We start from the raw sequence: 17,231 nt of genomic DNA on the forward strand, positions 1-17,231 counted from the left end.
CCCTTATATAATTATTGTTTCCGGGCCGTAAATGCGCGGAGCATAAATTGAATCAAACTGCGCCGATATACAACTCTTTTTTATAAATTCTGTTAATTGTTAATTAAGCAGCACTTAATCATTATTTGTGATGACTGTCACAAAATGACGGATATATTCTTTTCGCTTTGCAGTGATGTAAGGTGTTTTGAATTTAAAACATTGTTTTTATTGATAATAATGTGTCAATTGTCCTTCTGAACGAATTTTTTGACGTGGTCTGGTTATTTCCCATTCTCTAAACTAAATTTCAACTAAGTGATGGCGTAACGTACTGATTTTTTTCTTACCGACAGGCCCATAAAGGTTGCGGCCAGAAACCGTTTTGCTTGCTTGATAAATGAACGATTGGGGTTATTCGTGGGCAAAATGATTTTTTATGCAGCATGCACAATATCTGATGGGCAGCCATTTGGCTTCATGACGAATTATATAAAAGACAAGTTATGGCGTCCGCCTTCTTTATTAAAGCGGAATATAGACTAGCGTTAAATCATCCCGTGCCGCTTCGTTGTGTATTCACGAAGTATGATTGAGTCATTTGAATGAGGGTAAGGATATGAATTCAGCCACTGCAGCACGCTTAATTCTCTCTTGTACTGCGTTTGCGGTTATTCCATCGGCTAATGCGGCGGTGGCAAACGGTACATTTCAGGTCCTCATTACGATTACAAAGTCCTGTACAGTAACGGCGGGGGCAGCCTCGAATATTAACCTCGGGTCGGTTGCCGCCAGCGCAGTAAACACCTCGCAAAGTAATACATTCACCGTGAACTGCTCCAAGGCAACGCCCTATTTTATCGGGCTTGCGCCTTCTGCAGCCAACGGTGGCACCACCACCGGTTCGGGAGCCATGTCGTCCGTGCTTAACTTCGCCACCAACACCGACAAAGTCCCTTATCAGCTGAACCAAACCTCGGCCACCGGGCCAGTTTGGGGTAACACCGCCACCACAACGACGGTGGGTAACGGCGTGGCGGGCCTGGGCACCGGGCTGGCTATCTCGTATACGGTTTATGCCACTGCGGCGAGCGCCAACTACACGCCAGACAGCTATGCGGATACTGTGACCGTCAACGTTAACTACTGATTTCAGGGCAACGGATGAAAATGAAATTAGGCGGACGCCCGGCCTGCGCATGCCTGTTGCTGGCGCTGGCCGTGGGACAAAATGCGCTAGCCGGTGGCCTGCAGATATCGCCGGTTAACCTGACGTTGAGCGCCGCACAAAATGCGGACGGTATCTGGTTAAGTAATGAAGGGACTGCGCCGCTCAACGCGCAGGTACGGGTTTTCAACTGGCAGCAAAGCGGCAATGCCGACAGGCTGTCAACCTCTCAGGGGCTGGTTATTAGCCCTCCCATCGTGACGCTGCCCGCCGGGGAGCGCCAGCTTGTCCGCGTGATCCGCACGACGCCTGCCACCAATCAGGTGGAACAGGCCTATCGCTTGTTTATTGATGAGTTGCCGCCTGCCAAAGTGCAGAAAAATACTATTCAGTATGTTATGCGCTATTCCGTCCCGGTATTTTTGCAGCCTGTGGGGCAGGCTGAAAACACCGCAAAACTGAAATGGGCATTGGTGCAAACCGATGGCAAAACATTTGTCGACGTGAGTAATCAGGGAAACAGCCACGCCCAGCTTTCTGCCATGACATTTATTCAGGCTAATGGCGCGCGAAAAACGATTACGCCAGGTCTGTTAGGTTATGTTCTTCCCGGTTCAACTATGCGGTGGATAATATCTTCGTCTGCCAGTGATGCTTATCACAGTGGAAAGGTTGAAGTCACTATCAATGGTCAAAAAACAGAACAAAATCTATGACTGGCCATATTCTTTGGTAAATATTGTATTGCTTAATGGTTTATTTTTCTCAGGCATGACAGCAGCACAAAATACTAATAATGACTTACCTCAGAATGCGGCCAGCAATGATACAGCTCAGCCTGTAGGCGTGGATTTATATCTGGACACGACGGTGAACGGGAATGCCGTGGGTCTGGTTCATCTTGGCTACGCGCAGGGAAAACTCTACGGCGACGCGATGGCCCTGCGTCAGTTGGGATTTCACCTGCCGGAAAAAGCACAGCCGCCGTATTACCTGAATGACATTGCCCAGGTCAAAGTTGACTATAACGTGCAGCAACAAACCCTGGCGTTGACCGCGCCGCTGAGCCTGTTAGATCTGAAAACCACCCAGCTCAATCAGTCCGATATGTCCTCGCCGAAGGCCGACAATGCCCTTGGGGCGTTGCTGAATTACGACCTCTACGGCGACAGCGGCAAGAACAGCAATTTCAACACATTCAGTGAGTTCCGGGCGTTTAATTCGGCAGGCGTCCTGAGCTCGACCCAGCTTACCCGCTACAGCACGGAACAGAATAGCAATCAGTCTTTTAGCCGCCTGGACACCAGCTGGCGCTCCTCTTTTCCCGATAAAATGCTGGCGGTTACACTCGGTGACACGCTCACCAGTTCGCTTTCATGGTCCCGCCAGACCCGCATTGCCGGGGTGAAAATCGGGACGGATTTTGGCCTCAACCCTTATATGCCCACGACCCCGCTGCCGGCGTTTCTGGGGTCGGCCACGCTGCCCTCCAGCGTTGAGCTGTATGTCAACGGGGTTAAATACTATAACGGCGAGGTTCCGGCGGGCAGTTTCCAGTTGAATACGCTGCCAAACATCACCGGCGCAGGGAATGCTCAGGTGATGATGACCGATGCCCTGGGCAGAACCAGCGTGCAGAACTTCTCTTTTTATAACGATCAGCTCCTGCTGAGGGAAGGACTCACGGACTGGTCCCTTGAGCTGGGCGTGGTCAGAAAAAACTACGGCTATTCCTCCTTCGACTACGCCAGCGAACCCGCGCTCAGCGGCACCTGGCGGCGGGGCTTCAGCAACAGCCTGACCGCAGGGGGCCATATGGAGGCCAGCGACAGCCTGGTCAACGGGGGCGTCAGCAGCGACTGGATCCCCTGGAGCCAGTCCGGGACGATCTCAACCGCGCTGGCGGCAAGCTCGGATGCCGGGGAGAATGGCTATTTGTATGGACTCGGCTATCGCTGGTCCGGCGGGCGCTTCAGCTTTAGCTCCAGCGCCACGGCCACCTCCGGCGACTATCACGATGTTGCCACACGCTATGGTGCCCCGCCGCCAGCCTTCAGCGGCAGCGCGGTGGTGGGATATAACTTTGGCGTGGGGGGGAATCTCAGTCTGAGTTACCTGCAGTTTCGCTACCCTGACCAAAGCGCTATTCGCTACGCCAACGCCAGCTGGTTTAAACCCATCACGGAAAACATCTCCTTAAGCGCCAGCTTTAACCAGAATATTGATGATACCCGCGACCGCAGCGTGTACCTGATGCTGACCGTCAGTACCAGCAATAGCCTGACGGCCGGAGCGACGGTGCAGCGCACCGGGGACAAGATGGGTTACCAGCTCAATGCCAGCCAGAATCCACCGTCCGAGGGCGGGGTCGGCTGGAACGTGGCCGCCAGCCAGCAAAGTTCACAGCAAACCGGGCAGGGTGAAGTGGGTTACCTGGGGCGCTATGGCCGCGTATATACCGGCTTCCGCAGCATTCCAGACAATAATTACGGCTATGCGGGGGCGACGGGGTCGCTGGTGATGATGGGCGGCGGCGTGTTTGCCGCCCGGGAGATCAACAACGGGTTTGCCGTGGTTTCTACGGACGGTATTCCCGATGTACCGGTCAAGCTGCAGCATAACCTGGTGGGCAACAGCGACAGCAGCGGACGGCTACTGGTGACGCCGCTCAACAGCTACCAGAACAACCTGATCAGTATCGATCCGATGAACCTGCCGGCCAACATGCGGATCCGCAGCGTCAGTCTGAACGCTACCCCAGCCGACCGCTCCGGGACGCTGGTGCATTTTGATATCAAGCCGGTTCGCGCCGCCCAGATAAGCCTGGTTGACGCTAAAGGCAAAGCCATCGCCGAAGGCAGCCCGGTCAGATTAATGTCAGGCACCGGACAGGACTCGATTGTCGGGTTTGATGGCATGACCTATTTCGATGCGCTTGAGCTGCACAATCAGCTCCGGGTGACAACAGAGAACGGTATTTGTGTGGCTGCGTTCGACTATCCAGAGAATCAGAAAAGCGTGCCGACTATTGGCCCGGTTGTGTGCCGATAGCGTACGCGTGGACTTTTGAGACAGGAGTGACCCGCATGAGATTAAAACAATTACTGCTGCTGGCGGTGCTCTTGCTGTCCCCCGGGATTAGCCATGCGGTTGTATGCTCGGTTAGCAACGTGCAAACCGTTAACTTTGGCACCATCAACCCGCTGGCGACAGGCACGCCCAACACTTCAATGACCTTCGATTACAGCTGTTCCAAACAACTGGGCGATCTGCTGGCCGGGGTGACGCTCTGCTTTAATATTGACGGGGCCGGCGTTGGGAATCACAAAATGTCTTTTGCCGGTCCGCCTGCCAGTACGCTGTCCTATGAGCTTTATCAGGGAACGTTAAGCGGGGGTGCTTGGGGGAGCCAGTTTCAGTCGGGAACGACCTACCCGATGGTGCCGCTCAATTTACTTAACCTGACGCCCGTCACCGGCAGCCTGACGGTCTACGCCCAAATGACGCTGCCGCAAATATCCGCCGCGCAAGGCGGGTATCAGGATTCTTACACCAGCGGCATGACCACCGTCACAATGAATACAGGCCTGCTGGCACCCCCCTCCAGCTGTGGCACCAGCGTGGTCGCAAACTTTCCCTTCAACGTGGTGGCGACCGTGGGCAAGCAGTGCAACGTCAGCTACGCCAATAACGTTAGCTTCGGGCCGGTGGCGGCTATGCAAAGCAATGTGGCGTCGAATAACACCATCGGCATTGCCTGCACCACCGGCACGGTTTACACCGTGGGCCTGACGCCATCGAACGGCAACACGGGCGGCACCGGGGTGCTGTCAGGCACGGGAAGTAATACCGATCAGGTGCCTTATCAACTAAGACAAGCCACCGGAACATCCGGGGCGGTGTGGGGCAACACGTCGCTGAACATGCCGTCCAGCACCGGTAACGGGGGAGCGCAGCAATACCAGGTCTATGTCACTATTCCGAGCACCAATTACACGCCAGACAACTATGCCGACACGGTGACCATTACCGTAACCTATTGATCGTTCCTCTTGCTGACAGATAGCCGGTTGCCATGGCGCAACCGGTTAATTTCCCTGTGACTTAACGTAAAGTTCCCGCTGACGGTGCCGATAACCTCGGGAACAAGTCGTTAAAAGGGCGTCCTATGTTAAAGCGTATTCGCGTTGTCACCATGCTGATGATGGTGCTGGTGGTGTTCGCGCTGCTGCAAATTATTTCCGGTGGAATGTTCTTTAATTCGTTAAAAAACAACAATGATAACTTCAAAGTCTCCCGCGAACTGCGGGTGCAGCAGGCCGAATTAAATCAGGCATGGATCCTGATGTTGCACACGCGCATTAACCTTAGCCGCTCTGCCGCGCGCATGATGATGGATCCGGCCAATAGCCAGAGCGCAGCCAAAACCGATCTGCTGAACAATGCGAAGAAATCCCTCGCCAGCGCCGAGCAGCACTACAACAGCTTTAAACAGGTTGCGCCCATTTCAGCCGAAATGAACACCGTGGTGAAAGATATCGACGGTGATTACCAGACCTACCATCAGGCGCTGGCGGAGCTGATTGGCTACCTGGAAAGCGGCAACATGGATGCCTATTTCGGTCAGTCGACCCAGGGTATGCAGAATGCGCTGGAAAAAGCCTACGACGGCTACCTGGCGCTGAACGATCGCATGTACGAAGCCTCGTACGTCGACAGCCGCGACGGCTACACCTTCGCCATCTGGCAGCTTGGCATTTTAGCCCTGGCGCTGGCCGCAGTCATTCTGCTGGTCTGGGTCGGGATGCGTCAGATACTGCTTAAGCCGCTGAACGTGGTGATCGGGCATATCCGCGAGATTGCGGCCGGTAACCTGACGGAAAAAATTAACGTTGAAGGGAAAAACGAGCTGACCCAGCTAGCCTCCAGCGTGCAGCACATGCAGCAGGAACTGATTACCACCGTCAGCAGCGTGCGCGAAGGGTCGGATGCCATTTACAGCGGCACCACCGAAATTGCCGCAGGCAATAACGATCTTTCATCCCGCACCGAGCAACAGGCGGCGTCCCTGGAAGAAACCGCCGCCAGCATGGAGCAGCTCACCGCCACCGTGAAGCAGAACGCCGAAAACGCACGTCAGGCCTCTCAGCTGGCGCTGAATGCGTCCGAAACCGCGCAGCGCGGCGGCAAGGTTGTCGATGGCGTGGTGAAAACCATGCATGACATCGCGGGTTCCTCCAGGAAAATTGCCGACATCATTAGCGTGATTGACGGGATTGCCTTCCAGACCAACATCCTGGCGCTGAATGCGGCGGTAGAAGCGGCGCGTGCGGGGGAGCAGGGGCGTGGTTTTGCGGTGGTTGCCGGGGAAGTTCGTAACCTGGCCAGCCGCAGCGCCCAGGCGGCAAAAGAAATTAAATTGCTGATTGAAGATTCCGTTTCGCGCGTGGACACGGGATCCGTGCTGGTGGAAAGCGCAGGGGAAACCATGAGCGACATCGTGAACGCGGTGACGCGGGTCACGGACATCATGGGGGAAATCGCCTCCGCCTCTGACGAGCAAAGCCGGGGTATCGATCAGGTCGCCCTGGCCGTGTCTGAGATGGACAGAGTGACACAGCAGAACGCCTCGCTGGTGGAAGAGTCTGCTGCCGCGGCCGCCGCGCTGGAGGAGCAGGCCAGCCGCCTGACTCAGTCTGTCGCGACGTTCCGTTTGCAAGGGAATGCGGGTAGTAAAAAACCTGCAGCGGCCGCGCCGGTAGCGCAAAGCCCTGTGGTTCATGCCCCGCGTACTCCGGCCCGGGCCGGGGATGACGATAACTGGGAAACTTTCTGATCAGATGAATACCGGCCTGCTGGCCGGCAGAGGGAAGCTTTGATGTTAAACCGTATCCGGATCTCGACCACGCTTTTCCTGATTTTGATTGTCTGCGGCGTTTTGCAGATTGGCAGTAATGGCTTGTCTTTTTGGGCTTTTCGTGACGATTTCCAGAACCTGAAAAGGGTCGAGGTTAGCAATCAGCAGCGCGATGCGTTAACCCAAAGCCGGGCCGCGTTACTGCAGGCCAGCAATGCCTTAAACCGGGCGGGTACGCTGACCGCACTCAGCTATCCACCGGACGATATCAAACGCCTGATGGCGGATGCCCGCAGCAGCCTGAAGCAGGCGGATATGCTGTTTAACCAGTTCCTCGAGATCCCGCCGAAAGAGGGCGAGGCTGAGACAATGCTGGCCTCGACGAAAGAGAGCTATACGGCGTTCAGAGACGATCTCCAGCATCAGGCAACGTGGCTTGAGAACAACCAGCTTTCCGACTTTATGACCGCGCCGGTACAGAAGTCGCAGGGCGTTTTTGATGCGAACTTCAATGCGTGGCAGCAGAGCATTAATCAGATTGTGCAAACCGCGAGCGGCGACAGCCAGAAAAACTACCATATCTCCGCGGTGATTTTTACCGTGGTGACGATCATCGCCGTGGTGCTGTTGCTCGGCTCCCTGGCCTGGTCGCGCAAGATGATTGTGCAGCCGCTGGCGATTGTCCGTAGCCACTTTGACAGCATTGCCGCCGGCGACCTGGCGAAGCCAATTTCGGTCTTCGGGCGCAATGAGATCTCTGAGATATTCGCCAGCCTGAAAAATATGCAGACGGCGTTAAAAGAGACGGTCAGCCAGGTGCGCAGCGGCACCCGCTCCATGCACGCCGGTATCGGTGAGATCGCCGCAGGCAACAGCGACCTGTCGGCTCGAACCGAGCAGCAGGCGGCTTCCCTGGCAGAAACGGCGGCCAGCATGGAGCAGCTCACGGCTACAGTCGGGCAGAACGCCGATAACGCTCGCCAGGCGGCACAGCTTTCCCGCAGCGCGGCTGATACCGCGAAGCAGGGCGGGCAGCAGGCAGCAAACGTGGCAAACACCATGCGCGACATCGCGGGCAGCTCGCAGAAAATTAGCGACATTACCAGCGTGATCGACGGCATTGCGTTCCAGACCAATATCCTCGCGCTGAACGCGGCGGTAGAAGCGGCGCGTGCCGGGGAGCAGGGGCGTGGTTTTGCGGTGGTTGCCGGGGAAGTTCGTAACCTGGCCAGCCGCAGCGCACAGGCGGCCAAAGAGATCAAAGTATTAATTGAAGAGTCCGTTGACCGCGTGCAGCAGGGATCGAAGCTGGTCGATACGGCGGCGACAACGATGGCTGAAATTGTCCGTTCGGTCACCCAGGTGAACGACATTATGGGCGAAATTGCCTCGGCGTCAGATGAGCAGCGCCGTGGGATTGAGCAAGTCGCTCAGGCGGTCAGCCAGATGGATCAGGTCACGCAGCAAAACGCCGCGCTGGTTGAAGAAGCCGCCAGCGCCACCGATGCGCTGGCGGGGCAGGCTGAATATCTTTCCGGCGTGGTGGCGGTATTTCATCTGAGCGGTGCCGACGCTGAGCCCGCAGCCAGTGAGTTCGCCGCGACCGGAGAATGGGTAACATCTTGAAGGGAATAAAGAAGGCGCTATGACATCATCGACGCCCACCGGGCAACAGTCATTAATGCTACAGATGACACAGCGTCTGCCGCTGTCCGACGCGCATTTTCGTCGGATATGCCAGTTGATCTATCAGCGCGCGGGTATCGTGCTGGCCGACCATAAACGGGACATGGTTTATAACCGTCTGGTTCGCCGCCTGCGTCTGCTGGGTCTGGATGATTTTGGCCGCTACTTAGGCATGCTGGAAGCCAACTCCAGCAGCGCCGAATGGCAGGCGTTTATCAACTCGCTGACCACTAACCTGACCGCTTTTTTTCGCGAAGGACACCATTTCCCTATCCTTGCGGAGCACGCCCGCAAACGCAGCGGGGACTATAAAGTCTGGAGCGCGGCGGCTTCGACCGGCGAAGAGCCCTATTCCATCGCCATTACCCTGGCGGATGTGCTGGGGGGCGGCGCGGGACGCTGGAAGGTTTTTGCCAGCGATATCGACACCCAGGTGCTGGAGAAAGCCCAGAGCGGCGTTTATCGCCAGGAAGAGCTGAAAACGCTTTCGCCGGTACAGATGCAGCGCTATTTCATGCGCGGCACGGGGCCGCATGAGGGGCTGGTCCGGGTGCGCAGTGAACTGTCGAATCATATTGATTTTGCGCCGATCAACCTGCTGGACAAGCAGGCACCGGTACCGGGGCCATTTGACGCCATTTTTTGCCGCAATGTGATGATTTATTTTGATAAACCTACACAGCAGGCGATTTTGCAGCGCTTTGTTCCGCTGCTGAAACCCGGCGGGCTGCTGTTTGCCGGGCATTCGGAGAACTTCAGTAACCTCAGCCGTGACTTCTGGCTGCGTGGTCAGACGGTCTATGGCCTGAGTAAGGAAAGAACATGACGAAAATACGTGTCTTATCGGTCGATGACTCTGCGCTGATGCGGCAGATAATGACGGAAATTATCAACAGTCATAGCGATATGGAAATGGTTGCTACCGCCCCGGACCCGCTGGTGGCGCGCGATCTGATTAAAAAGTTCAATCCGGATGTGTTAACGCTGGATGTCGAAATGCCGCGAATGGACGGCCTCGACTTCCTGGAGAAGCTGATGCGCCTGCGGCCCATGCCGGTGGTGATGGTGTCTTCGCTGACCGGCAAAGGGTCGGAAGTGACGCTGCGCGCGCTGGAGCTGGGGGCTATCGACTTCGTGACCAAGCCGCAGTTGGGCATTCGCGAAGGGATGCTGGCCTACAGCGAAATGATTGCTGAAAAGGTGAGAACCGCCGCCAGGGCTAAGATTGCCGCACATGCGCCAGCCACCGTGCCTGCGACGCTGAAGGCCGGGCCGCTGCTTAGCTCGGAAAAGTTGATTGCCATTGGGGCTTCAACCGGCGGCACCGAAGCGATTCGCCATGTGCTGCAGCCGCTGCCGCTTTCCAGCCCGGCGCTGTTGATTACCCAGCATATGCCGCCGGGTTTCACCCGTTCGTTCGCCGAGCGGCTGAACAAGCTGTGCCAGATCAGCGTTAAAGAGGCCGAAGACGGCGAGCGCGTACTGCCGGGCCATGCCTATATCGCCCCGGGTGATAAGCACATGGAGCTGGCGCGCAGCGGCGCAAACTATCAAATCAAATTACATGACGGCCCACCCGTGAACCGGCATCGCCCGGCCGTGGATGTGCTGTTCCATTCGGTGGCGAAACACGCGGGGCGTAACGCCGTGGGCGTGATCCTCACCGGGATGGGTAATGACGGTGCCGCCGGGATGCTGGCGATGCACCAGGCAGGGGCGTGGACCATCGCCCAAAACGAAGCAAGTTGTGTGGTGTTCGGCATGCCGCGTGAGGCCATCAATTCCGGTGGCGTCAGCGAAGTGGTCGATTTAAGCCAGGTTAGCCAGCAGATGCTGGCGAAAATTAGTGCCGGACAGGCAATACGTATTTAACTGAAGGAGCCCGGATTTTATGGCGGACAAAGAACTCAAGTTTCTGGTCGTAGACGACTTTTCAACCATGCGCCGCATCGTGCGTAACCTGCTTAAAGAGCTGGGTTTTAATAACGTTGAAGAAGCGGAAGACGGCGTAGACGCGCTGAACAAACTGCAGGCCGGTGGTTTCGGCTTTGTGATTTCCGACTGGAACATGCCGAACATGGACGGTCTGGAGCTGCTGAAAACCATTCGTGCCGACGGCGCGATGTCAGCGATGCCGGTGCTGATGGTTACGGCAGAAGCCAAAAAAGAAAACATTATTGCAGCCGCACAGGCCGGGGCAAGCGGCTACGTCGTTAAGCCATTCACTGCGGCAACACTGGAAGAGAAACTGGGCAAAATTTTCGAAAAGCTCGGCATGTAAGGAGGCGCAAATGCACTCATCAACAAACCCGGCAACAGAGATACACGAGCATTCACCAACCGATATCATTGCACGTATCGGCAGCCTGACCCGCATGCTGCGCGACAGCCTGCGTGAGCTGGGGCTCGACCAGGCCATTGCTGAAGCGGCTGAAGCTATTCCTGATGCCCGCGATCGCCTGGACTATGTCGTGCAGATGACCGCGCAGGCCGCCGAGCGCGCCCTGAACTGCGTGGAGCTGTCTCAGCCTCACCAGAACCAGCTGGAAAGCGAAGCGAAAGCGCTGAGCGGCCGCTGGGATGCATGGTTTGAAAATCCGATCGAGCTGAAAGATGCGCGCGAACTGGTGACTGACACCCGCAGCTACCTGTCAGGCGTTCCGGAACACACCAGCTTCACCAACGCCCAACTGCTGGAAATCATGATGGCGCAGGATTTCCAGGACCTTACCGGCCAGGTTATCAAGCGCATGATGGACGTTATCCAGGAGATCGAGCGCCAGCTGTTGATGGTGCTGCTGGAAAACATGCCGGAGCCGGACGCTCGCGCCAAGCGCGTGAACGAAGGCTTGTTGAACGGCCCGCAGCTTGATGCTTCCGCCGCCGGCGTGGTGGCAAGTCAGGATCAGGTTGATGATTTGCTGGACAGCTTAGGCTTTTAAAATAGCGGCGGCCGCTCTCGCGTGCGTGGGGGAGGCCGCCCGTTAACGTCAAAATAAACGTACAAAAACGTTTGTAATTCCTCTATTAGCCCAACCGTGCTCTGGCATGCTGTCCTTGAAAATGCGGCCACGAGATTGTTGCGGTGTCTGAAGATAGCGATCAGGAAAAAACAGAAGCCCCCACGGCCCACCGACTTGAAAAGGCGCGTGAAGAGGGGCAGATCCCGCGTTCCCGTGAACTGACTTCCCTGCTGATGTTATTGGTAGGGCTGTGCATTATCTGGATGGGCGGGGCGTCGCTGGGCAAGATGCTCGGTGCCATGCTGTCTGATGGCCTGCACTTCGACCACAAAATCATCAACGACCCCAGCCTGATTGTGAATCAGATCAGCCATTTGATTAAGCTTGCCGTGATGGCGCTGCTGCCGCTGATCTCCGGCCTGGTTATTGTCGCGATAGCCGCGCCGATGCTGCTGGGGGGCGTGAACTTTAGCGCCAAGTCGATCAAGTTTAATCTCGGCAAGCTCAACCCGATTGCCGGCATTAAGCGGATGTTTTCTATGCAGACGGCAGCGGAGTTACTCAAGGCGCTGCTGAAAGCGGTGCTGGTGGGCTGCGTGGCTGCCTGGTATTTGTGGCACAACTGGCCGGCGATGATGCGCCTGATGAGTGAGTCCCCGGTTACTGCCCTTGCCAGCGCGCTCAACATGGTGGCGCTTTGCGCCCTGCTGGTGATTCTGGGCCTTATCCCGATGGTGGGATTTGACGTCTTCTTCCAGATTTACAGCCACATTAAAAAGTTACGCATGACTCGCCAGGATATTCGTGACGAGTACAAACAGAATGAGGGCGACCCGCACATTAAAGGGCGTATTCGCCAGCAGCAAAGAGCGATTGCGCGCCGCCGCATGATGGCCGATGTGCCAAAAGCTGACGTTATCGTGACCAACCCGACCCACTATGCGGTGGCTCTGCAGTACGACGAAAACAAAATGAGCGCGCCTAAAGTCCTGGCGAAAGGTGCCGGGCTGATCGCTCAGCGCATTAAAGAAATTGGCAATGAAAACCGCATCCCGATGCTGGAAGCCCCCCCGCTGGCGCGTGCGCTGTACCGACATGCGGAAATTGGGCAGCAGATCCCCGGCCAGCTTTATTCTGCCGTGGCGGAAGTGCTGGCCTGGGTCTGGCAGCTGCGCCGCTGGCGCGTGGCGGGCGGCTTAATTCCGAAGAAACCTGAAAATCTGCCGGTGCCTGAGGCGCTGGACTTTGCAAACGAGAAGGACTCCGATGGCTAATCTGGCTGCGATGTTGCGCCTGCCGGGCAACATGAAATCTGGGCAATGGCAAATTCTTGCGGGACCGGTACTGATCCTGCTGATTCTGTCGATGATGGTGCTGCCGCTGCCGCCGTTTGTCCTCGACCTGCTGTTTACCTTTAACATCGCGCTGTCGATCATGGTGCTGCTGGTGGCGATGTTCACCCAGCGCACGCTGGACTTCGCGGCGTTTCCGACCATTCTGCTGTTTACCACTTTGCTGCGCCTCGCGCTAAACGTGGCTTCTACCCGTATCATCCTGCTCGAAGGGCATACCGGTGCGGCGGCGGCGGGTAAAGTGGTTGAAGCCTTTGGACACTTCCTGGTGGGCGGCAACTTCGCCATCGGTATCGTGGTGTTTATCATCCTCGTTATCATCAACTTTATGGTTATCACCAAGGGTGCGGGACGTATCGCCGAAGTCGGGGCACGTTTTGTGCTGGACGGGATGCCGGGGAAACAGATGGCTATCGATGCCGATCTGAACGCCGGGATCATTGGTGAAGAGGAAGCGAAAAAACGCCGTTCTGAAGTGACCCAGGAAGCTGACTTTTACGGTTCAATGGACGGGGCGAGTAAGTTCGTGCGCGGCGACGCCGTGGCCGGGCTTATCATCATGGTGATTAACGTGGTGGGCGGCCTGATGGTTGGGGTTATCCAGCACGATATGGCGATGGGAGCGGCGGCACAGAGCTATACGCTGTTGACCATCGGTGACGGCCTGGTCGCCCAGATCCCGGCGCTGGTGATTTCCACCGCTGCGGGCGTGATTGTTACCCGCGTGGCGACCGATCAGGATGTCGGTGAACAGATGGTGACCCAGCTGTTCAACAACCCGCGCGTAATGCTGTTGGCCGCTGGCGTGCTGGGGCTGCTCGGGATGGTGCCGGGTATGCCGAACTTTGTGTTCCTGCTGTTTACCGCCGCACTGCTGGGCCTGGCCTGGTGGATGCGTGGCCGCCAGATGGCCGAGCCGGAAGCACCTCAGCCGGTGAAGATGCCGGAAAATAATCAGGCCGTGGAAGCGACCTGGAATGACGTGCAGCTGGAAGATCCGCTGGGCATGGAAGTGGGTTATCGCCTGATTCCGATGGTGGATTTCCAGCAGGACGGCGAGCTGCTGGGCCGTATTCGCAGTATTCGTAAAAAATTCGCCCAGGAGATGGGGTTCCTGCCGCCGGTGGTGCATATTCGCGACAATATGGATCTGCCGCCCGCGCGCTACCGTATTTTGATGAAGGGCGTAGAAATTGGCAGCGGGGATGCCTACCCAGGCCGCTGGCTGGCGATTAACCCCGGCACCGCCGCAGGGACGTTACCGGGCGAGGCGACCATTGATCCGGCCTTTGGCCTGGCCGCCATCTGGATTGAGAGCGCGCTGAAAGAGCAGGCGCAAATTCAGGGCTTCACCGTGGTTGAAGCGAGTACCGTGGTGGCAACGCACCTGAACCACCTTATCGGACAGTTTGCGCCAGAGCTGTTTGGCCGCCAGGAAGCGCAGCAGCTGCTTGACCGCGTGACGCAGGAAATGCCTAAGCTGACGGAAGATCTTATCCCGGCGGTGGTGACGCTGACCACGCTGCATAAAGTGCTGCAAAACCTGCTTGAAGAGAAAGTGCCGATCCGCGATATGCGAACCATTCTGGAAACGCTGGCGGAGCATGCGCCTATTCAGAGCGATCCGCATGAGCTCACCGCCGTGGTTCGCGTGGCGCTGGGCAGGGCTATCACCCAGCAATGGTTCCCTGGCACCGGTGAAGTACAGGTTATCGGCCTGGATGCGTCTCTTGAGCGTCTGCTGCTGCAGGCGTTGCAGGGCGGGGGCGGCCTTGAACCGGGGCTGGCGGATCGCCTGCTGGAACAGACTCAGGATGCATTGCAGCGCCAGGAAATGCTGGGTGCACCACCGGTGCTGTTGGTGAACCATGCCCTGCGTCCGCTGCTGGCGCGCTTCTTACGCAGAACGCTGCCGCAGCTGGTTGTGCTCTCGAGCCTGGAGCTGTCCGACAACCGCAATATCCGCATGACGGCAACTATCGGAGCGAAATAAAGAATGAAAGCGTTACTTTTGATGCTGCTGGTGCCGTTTGGTGCCCTGGCGTTAGGTGAGGGCTCCTGGCAGGACAGCGGGATTGGCGTGACTCTCAGTAACCGGGGCGTAACGGCCTCGTCCCGGCCGTTGAAACCGATGCAGCCCGTCAGCGGCAGAATGACGCTGATAGCCTGGACCTACGTGCTGGATGGCCCGACGCCTGCGGGGCTGACCGTCAAACTTTGTTCGCCGACGAATTGCACCCCGCTTGAGGGTGCAAACGGCACCACGCGCGGGCTGATCAACACCGATGCAAATCAGCCGTTGCGCTTTGTCTGGGAAGTACCGGGCGGCGGTTCTATGTACCCGCCGCTGCGGGTACGCAGTAATCAGGTCATCGTTAATTACGTGCAGTAAGTCTCTCTCTTACCGGCCCGCGGGCTTCATCCGCTGGCCGACCTCTCGTTTTCCGCGTTAAACCCTTTTGTTTTATCAATCAGTGACTCATGCCCGGGGTCCCTTTGTATTTTTGCCATTTTCCGTTTGCCGTTGGCAGAAACGCAGAGGTATCACTGGCGCGATGCTTTTACCTTTAACCGTGTATTTACTCCCGGAGCGAGGAGCAGTCATCAGGGAGTCTCCGAAAAACCATAAGGGCTGACGGCGATGAGAACACGGAAGATTGGATTCACGAATTACCTGGCCTATGGCTCAGGCGACTTTTTAGGGGCAGGGACCACGGCGCTTACGGCGGCCTGGTTGCTCTATTTTTACACCACGTTTTGCGGGCTCTCTCCCATTGAGGCCACCTTTATTTTTGCTGCGGCCAGGGTACTGGATGCGCTGGTCAGCCCATTGATGGGCTTTCTTACCGATAACTTCGGTTCCACCCGGCTCGGCAAGCGATTCGGACGAAGGAAGTTCTTTATCCTGCTCGGCATTCCCTGCGTATTCAGCTATTCGTTGATGTGGGTAGGCAACATGGATTTCTGGTACTACCTGGTCACTTATCTGATCTTTGATGTCGTCTACACCATGATTCTGGTGCCGTATGAAACGCTGGTGCCGGAAATGACCGATGACTTTAAACAGAAAACCAAGTTTTCGGGCGCGCGGATTTCTATGGCACAAATGTCGGCGATACTTGCCTCTTTCCTGCCGGGCATACTGTTGACCCAGTTTGGCAAAGACAGCGCCATCTCCTTCTTCTATGCAAGCCTGGTGTTTTCCGTACTGTGCGCGCTGATGCTGACGTTTGTCTGGTGTTTTACCTGGGAGCGCCCACGCGAGGCGTGGACGGAAGCCGCGCTTCGGGCGGAAGCGGAGAAGCAGCAGCTAAGCCTCGGGCAAAGCCTCAACCGCCTGTTTGTTGAGCTGGGATCTACGCTGCGGATAAAGATTTTTCGCCAGCATCTGGGCATGTATCTTGGCGGCTATATTGCGCAGGATGTCTTTAATGCGGTCTTCACTTACTACGTCGTTTTCGTACTGATGCAGGAGGTCTCTTTTGCCTCGAATCTACTCGGCACCATGGCGATTTTTCAGTTTATCGCGGTTATCGCGATGATCCCGCTGTGCATCCGCTTTGGGCCCGCACCGTCTTACCGCATGGTTGTGGTGCTGTTTGGCATCAGCTCTCTTGCCTACGCGCTGCTTTACTATGCGGGGCTTAGCGATGTGTATGCACTGCTGCTGTTGGTTTCAGCCGTCGCCGGACTGGGGCGAGGAGGCATCAACTATGTTCCCTGGAATACCTACACCTACATTGCCGATGTGGATGAGGTGATAACCGGCCAGCGCCGGGAGGGGATTTTTGCCGGGATCATGACCCTGACGCGTAAAGCTTCGCAGGCAGGTGCGGTGATGCTGGTGGGCATCGTGATGCAAATGTCTGGCTTTGTCAGCGGGCAAAAAACGCAGCCTGAGGAGGTTAGCCACACCATTCTGATCATCCTGAGCGTGGGCACGCTGCTGGTGCTGGCCTGTGGGTTCCTTGTCTCCCTGCGCTTCAGGCTCAATCTACAAACCCACAGTACGCTGCGTGAAGAGACGGCCAAAATGCGTGAGTCTGGCAGCGCAATTCCACAGGCCAGCTCTCCGGAAGCTCGAGCGACGGTAGAAATGCTGGCCGGGATGCCGTTCGAAGCCCTTTGGGGCAATAACAACATTGGCTACCTCAACCGCAATAAGCCGCCTGCGTCAACGCTTCAGACCGATGCATCACCGAATTCAACATACCATGGAGGTTAAT

At 56.6% G+C, this 17,231-nt stretch carries 14 protein-coding genes; all 14 read left to right on the plus strand.

Going from position 1 to position 17,231, the window contains the following annotated elements:
• Positions 1-598: 598 nt before the first annotated feature.
• A complete protein-coding gene (locus tag A936_RS01475; protein ID WP_008453886.1) occupies positions 599-1,129 on the plus strand; it encodes a Csu type fimbrial protein in 531 nt (176 codons plus the stop codon).
• Between the two features lie 14 nt (positions 1,130-1,143).
• Positions 1,144-1,863, plus strand: a complete 720-nt coding sequence (locus tag A936_RS01480; protein ID WP_008453888.1) for a fimbrial biogenesis chaperone — start codon at positions 1,144-1,146, stop codon at positions 1,861-1,863.
• A 55-nt stretch (positions 1,864-1,918) separates the two neighbouring features.
• Positions 1,919-4,198 (plus strand): fimbria/pilus outer membrane usher protein, encoded by a 2,280-nt coding sequence (locus tag A936_RS01485; RefSeq protein WP_034807454.1) that lies wholly within the window; start codon positions 1,919-1,921, stop codon positions 4,196-4,198.
• 35 nt (positions 4,199-4,233) lie between these two features.
• Complete coding sequence (locus A936_RS01490; protein WP_008453893.1) at positions 4,234-5,190, plus strand: Csu type fimbrial protein; 957 nt, start codon at positions 4,234-4,236, stop codon at positions 5,188-5,190.
• Positions 5,191-5,315: 125 nt separating this feature from the next.
• On the plus strand, positions 5,316-6,983 hold the full coding sequence (gene tar, locus A936_RS01495; protein ID WP_008453894.1) for a methyl-accepting chemotaxis protein II: 1,668 nt from the start codon (positions 5,316-5,318) through the stop codon (positions 6,981-6,983).
• Between the two features lie 42 nt (positions 6,984-7,025).
• Positions 7,026-8,630: a methyl-accepting chemotaxis protein gene (locus tag A936_RS01500; RefSeq protein ID WP_008453896.1), complete on the plus strand. Its 1,605-nt coding sequence runs from the start codon at positions 7,026-7,028 to the stop codon at positions 8,628-8,630.
• Between the two features lie 19 nt (positions 8,631-8,649).
• Entirely contained in the window at positions 8,650-9,516 is an 867-nt protein-coding gene (cheR, locus tag A936_RS01505) for a protein-glutamate O-methyltransferase CheR (RefSeq protein WP_008453898.1), read from the plus strand.
• Positions 9,513-10,562 carry a protein-glutamate methylesterase/protein-glutamine glutaminase gene (locus tag A936_RS01510; RefSeq protein WP_008453899.1) on the plus strand — a complete coding sequence of 350 codons (1,050 nt, stop codon included), beginning with the start codon at positions 9,513-9,515 and terminating at the stop codon, positions 10,560-10,562. Before cheR ends, A936_RS01510 begins: the two co-directional genes overlap by 4 nt.
• Positions 10,563-10,581: 19 nt before the next feature.
• Positions 10,582-10,971, plus strand: coding sequence for a chemotaxis response regulator CheY (gene cheY, locus A936_RS01515; protein WP_008453900.1), 390 nt, complete (start codon positions 10,582-10,584; stop codon positions 10,969-10,971).
• A gap of 10 nt (positions 10,972-10,981) precedes the next feature.
• The gene (cheZ, locus tag A936_RS01520; RefSeq protein WP_008453901.1) at positions 10,982-11,632 is read left to right on the plus strand and encodes a protein phosphatase CheZ; all 651 of its coding nucleotides are present in this window, start codon (positions 10,982-10,984) and stop codon (positions 11,630-11,632) included.
• 143 nt (positions 11,633-11,775) lie between these two features.
• Positions 11,776-12,927, plus strand: coding sequence for a flagellar biosynthesis protein FlhB (gene flhB / locus A936_RS01525; protein WP_008453902.1), 1,152 nt, complete (start codon positions 11,776-11,778; stop codon positions 12,925-12,927).
• Positions 12,920-14,998: a flagellar biosynthesis protein FlhA gene (flhA, locus tag A936_RS01530; protein WP_008453903.1), complete on the plus strand. Its 2,079-nt coding sequence runs from the start codon at positions 12,920-12,922 to the stop codon at positions 14,996-14,998. Before flhB ends, flhA begins: the two co-directional genes overlap by 8 nt.
• A gap of 3 nt (positions 14,999-15,001) precedes the next feature.
• Positions 15,002-15,397 (plus strand): flagellar protein FlhE, encoded by a 396-nt coding sequence (flhE, locus tag A936_RS01535; RefSeq protein WP_008453904.1) that lies wholly within the window; start codon positions 15,002-15,004, stop codon positions 15,395-15,397.
• Positions 15,398-15,646: 249 nt separating this feature from the next.
• Positions 15,647-17,230 (plus strand): MFS transporter, encoded by a 1,584-nt coding sequence (locus A936_RS01540; protein ID WP_008453905.1) that lies wholly within the window; start codon positions 15,647-15,649, stop codon positions 17,228-17,230.
• Position 17,231 lies beyond the last annotated feature (1 nt).

The sequence above is a fragment of the Enterobacter sp. Ag1 genome, assembly GCA_000277545.1.
Lineage (GTDB): Bacteria > Pseudomonadota > Gammaproteobacteria > Enterobacterales > Enterobacteriaceae > Cedecea.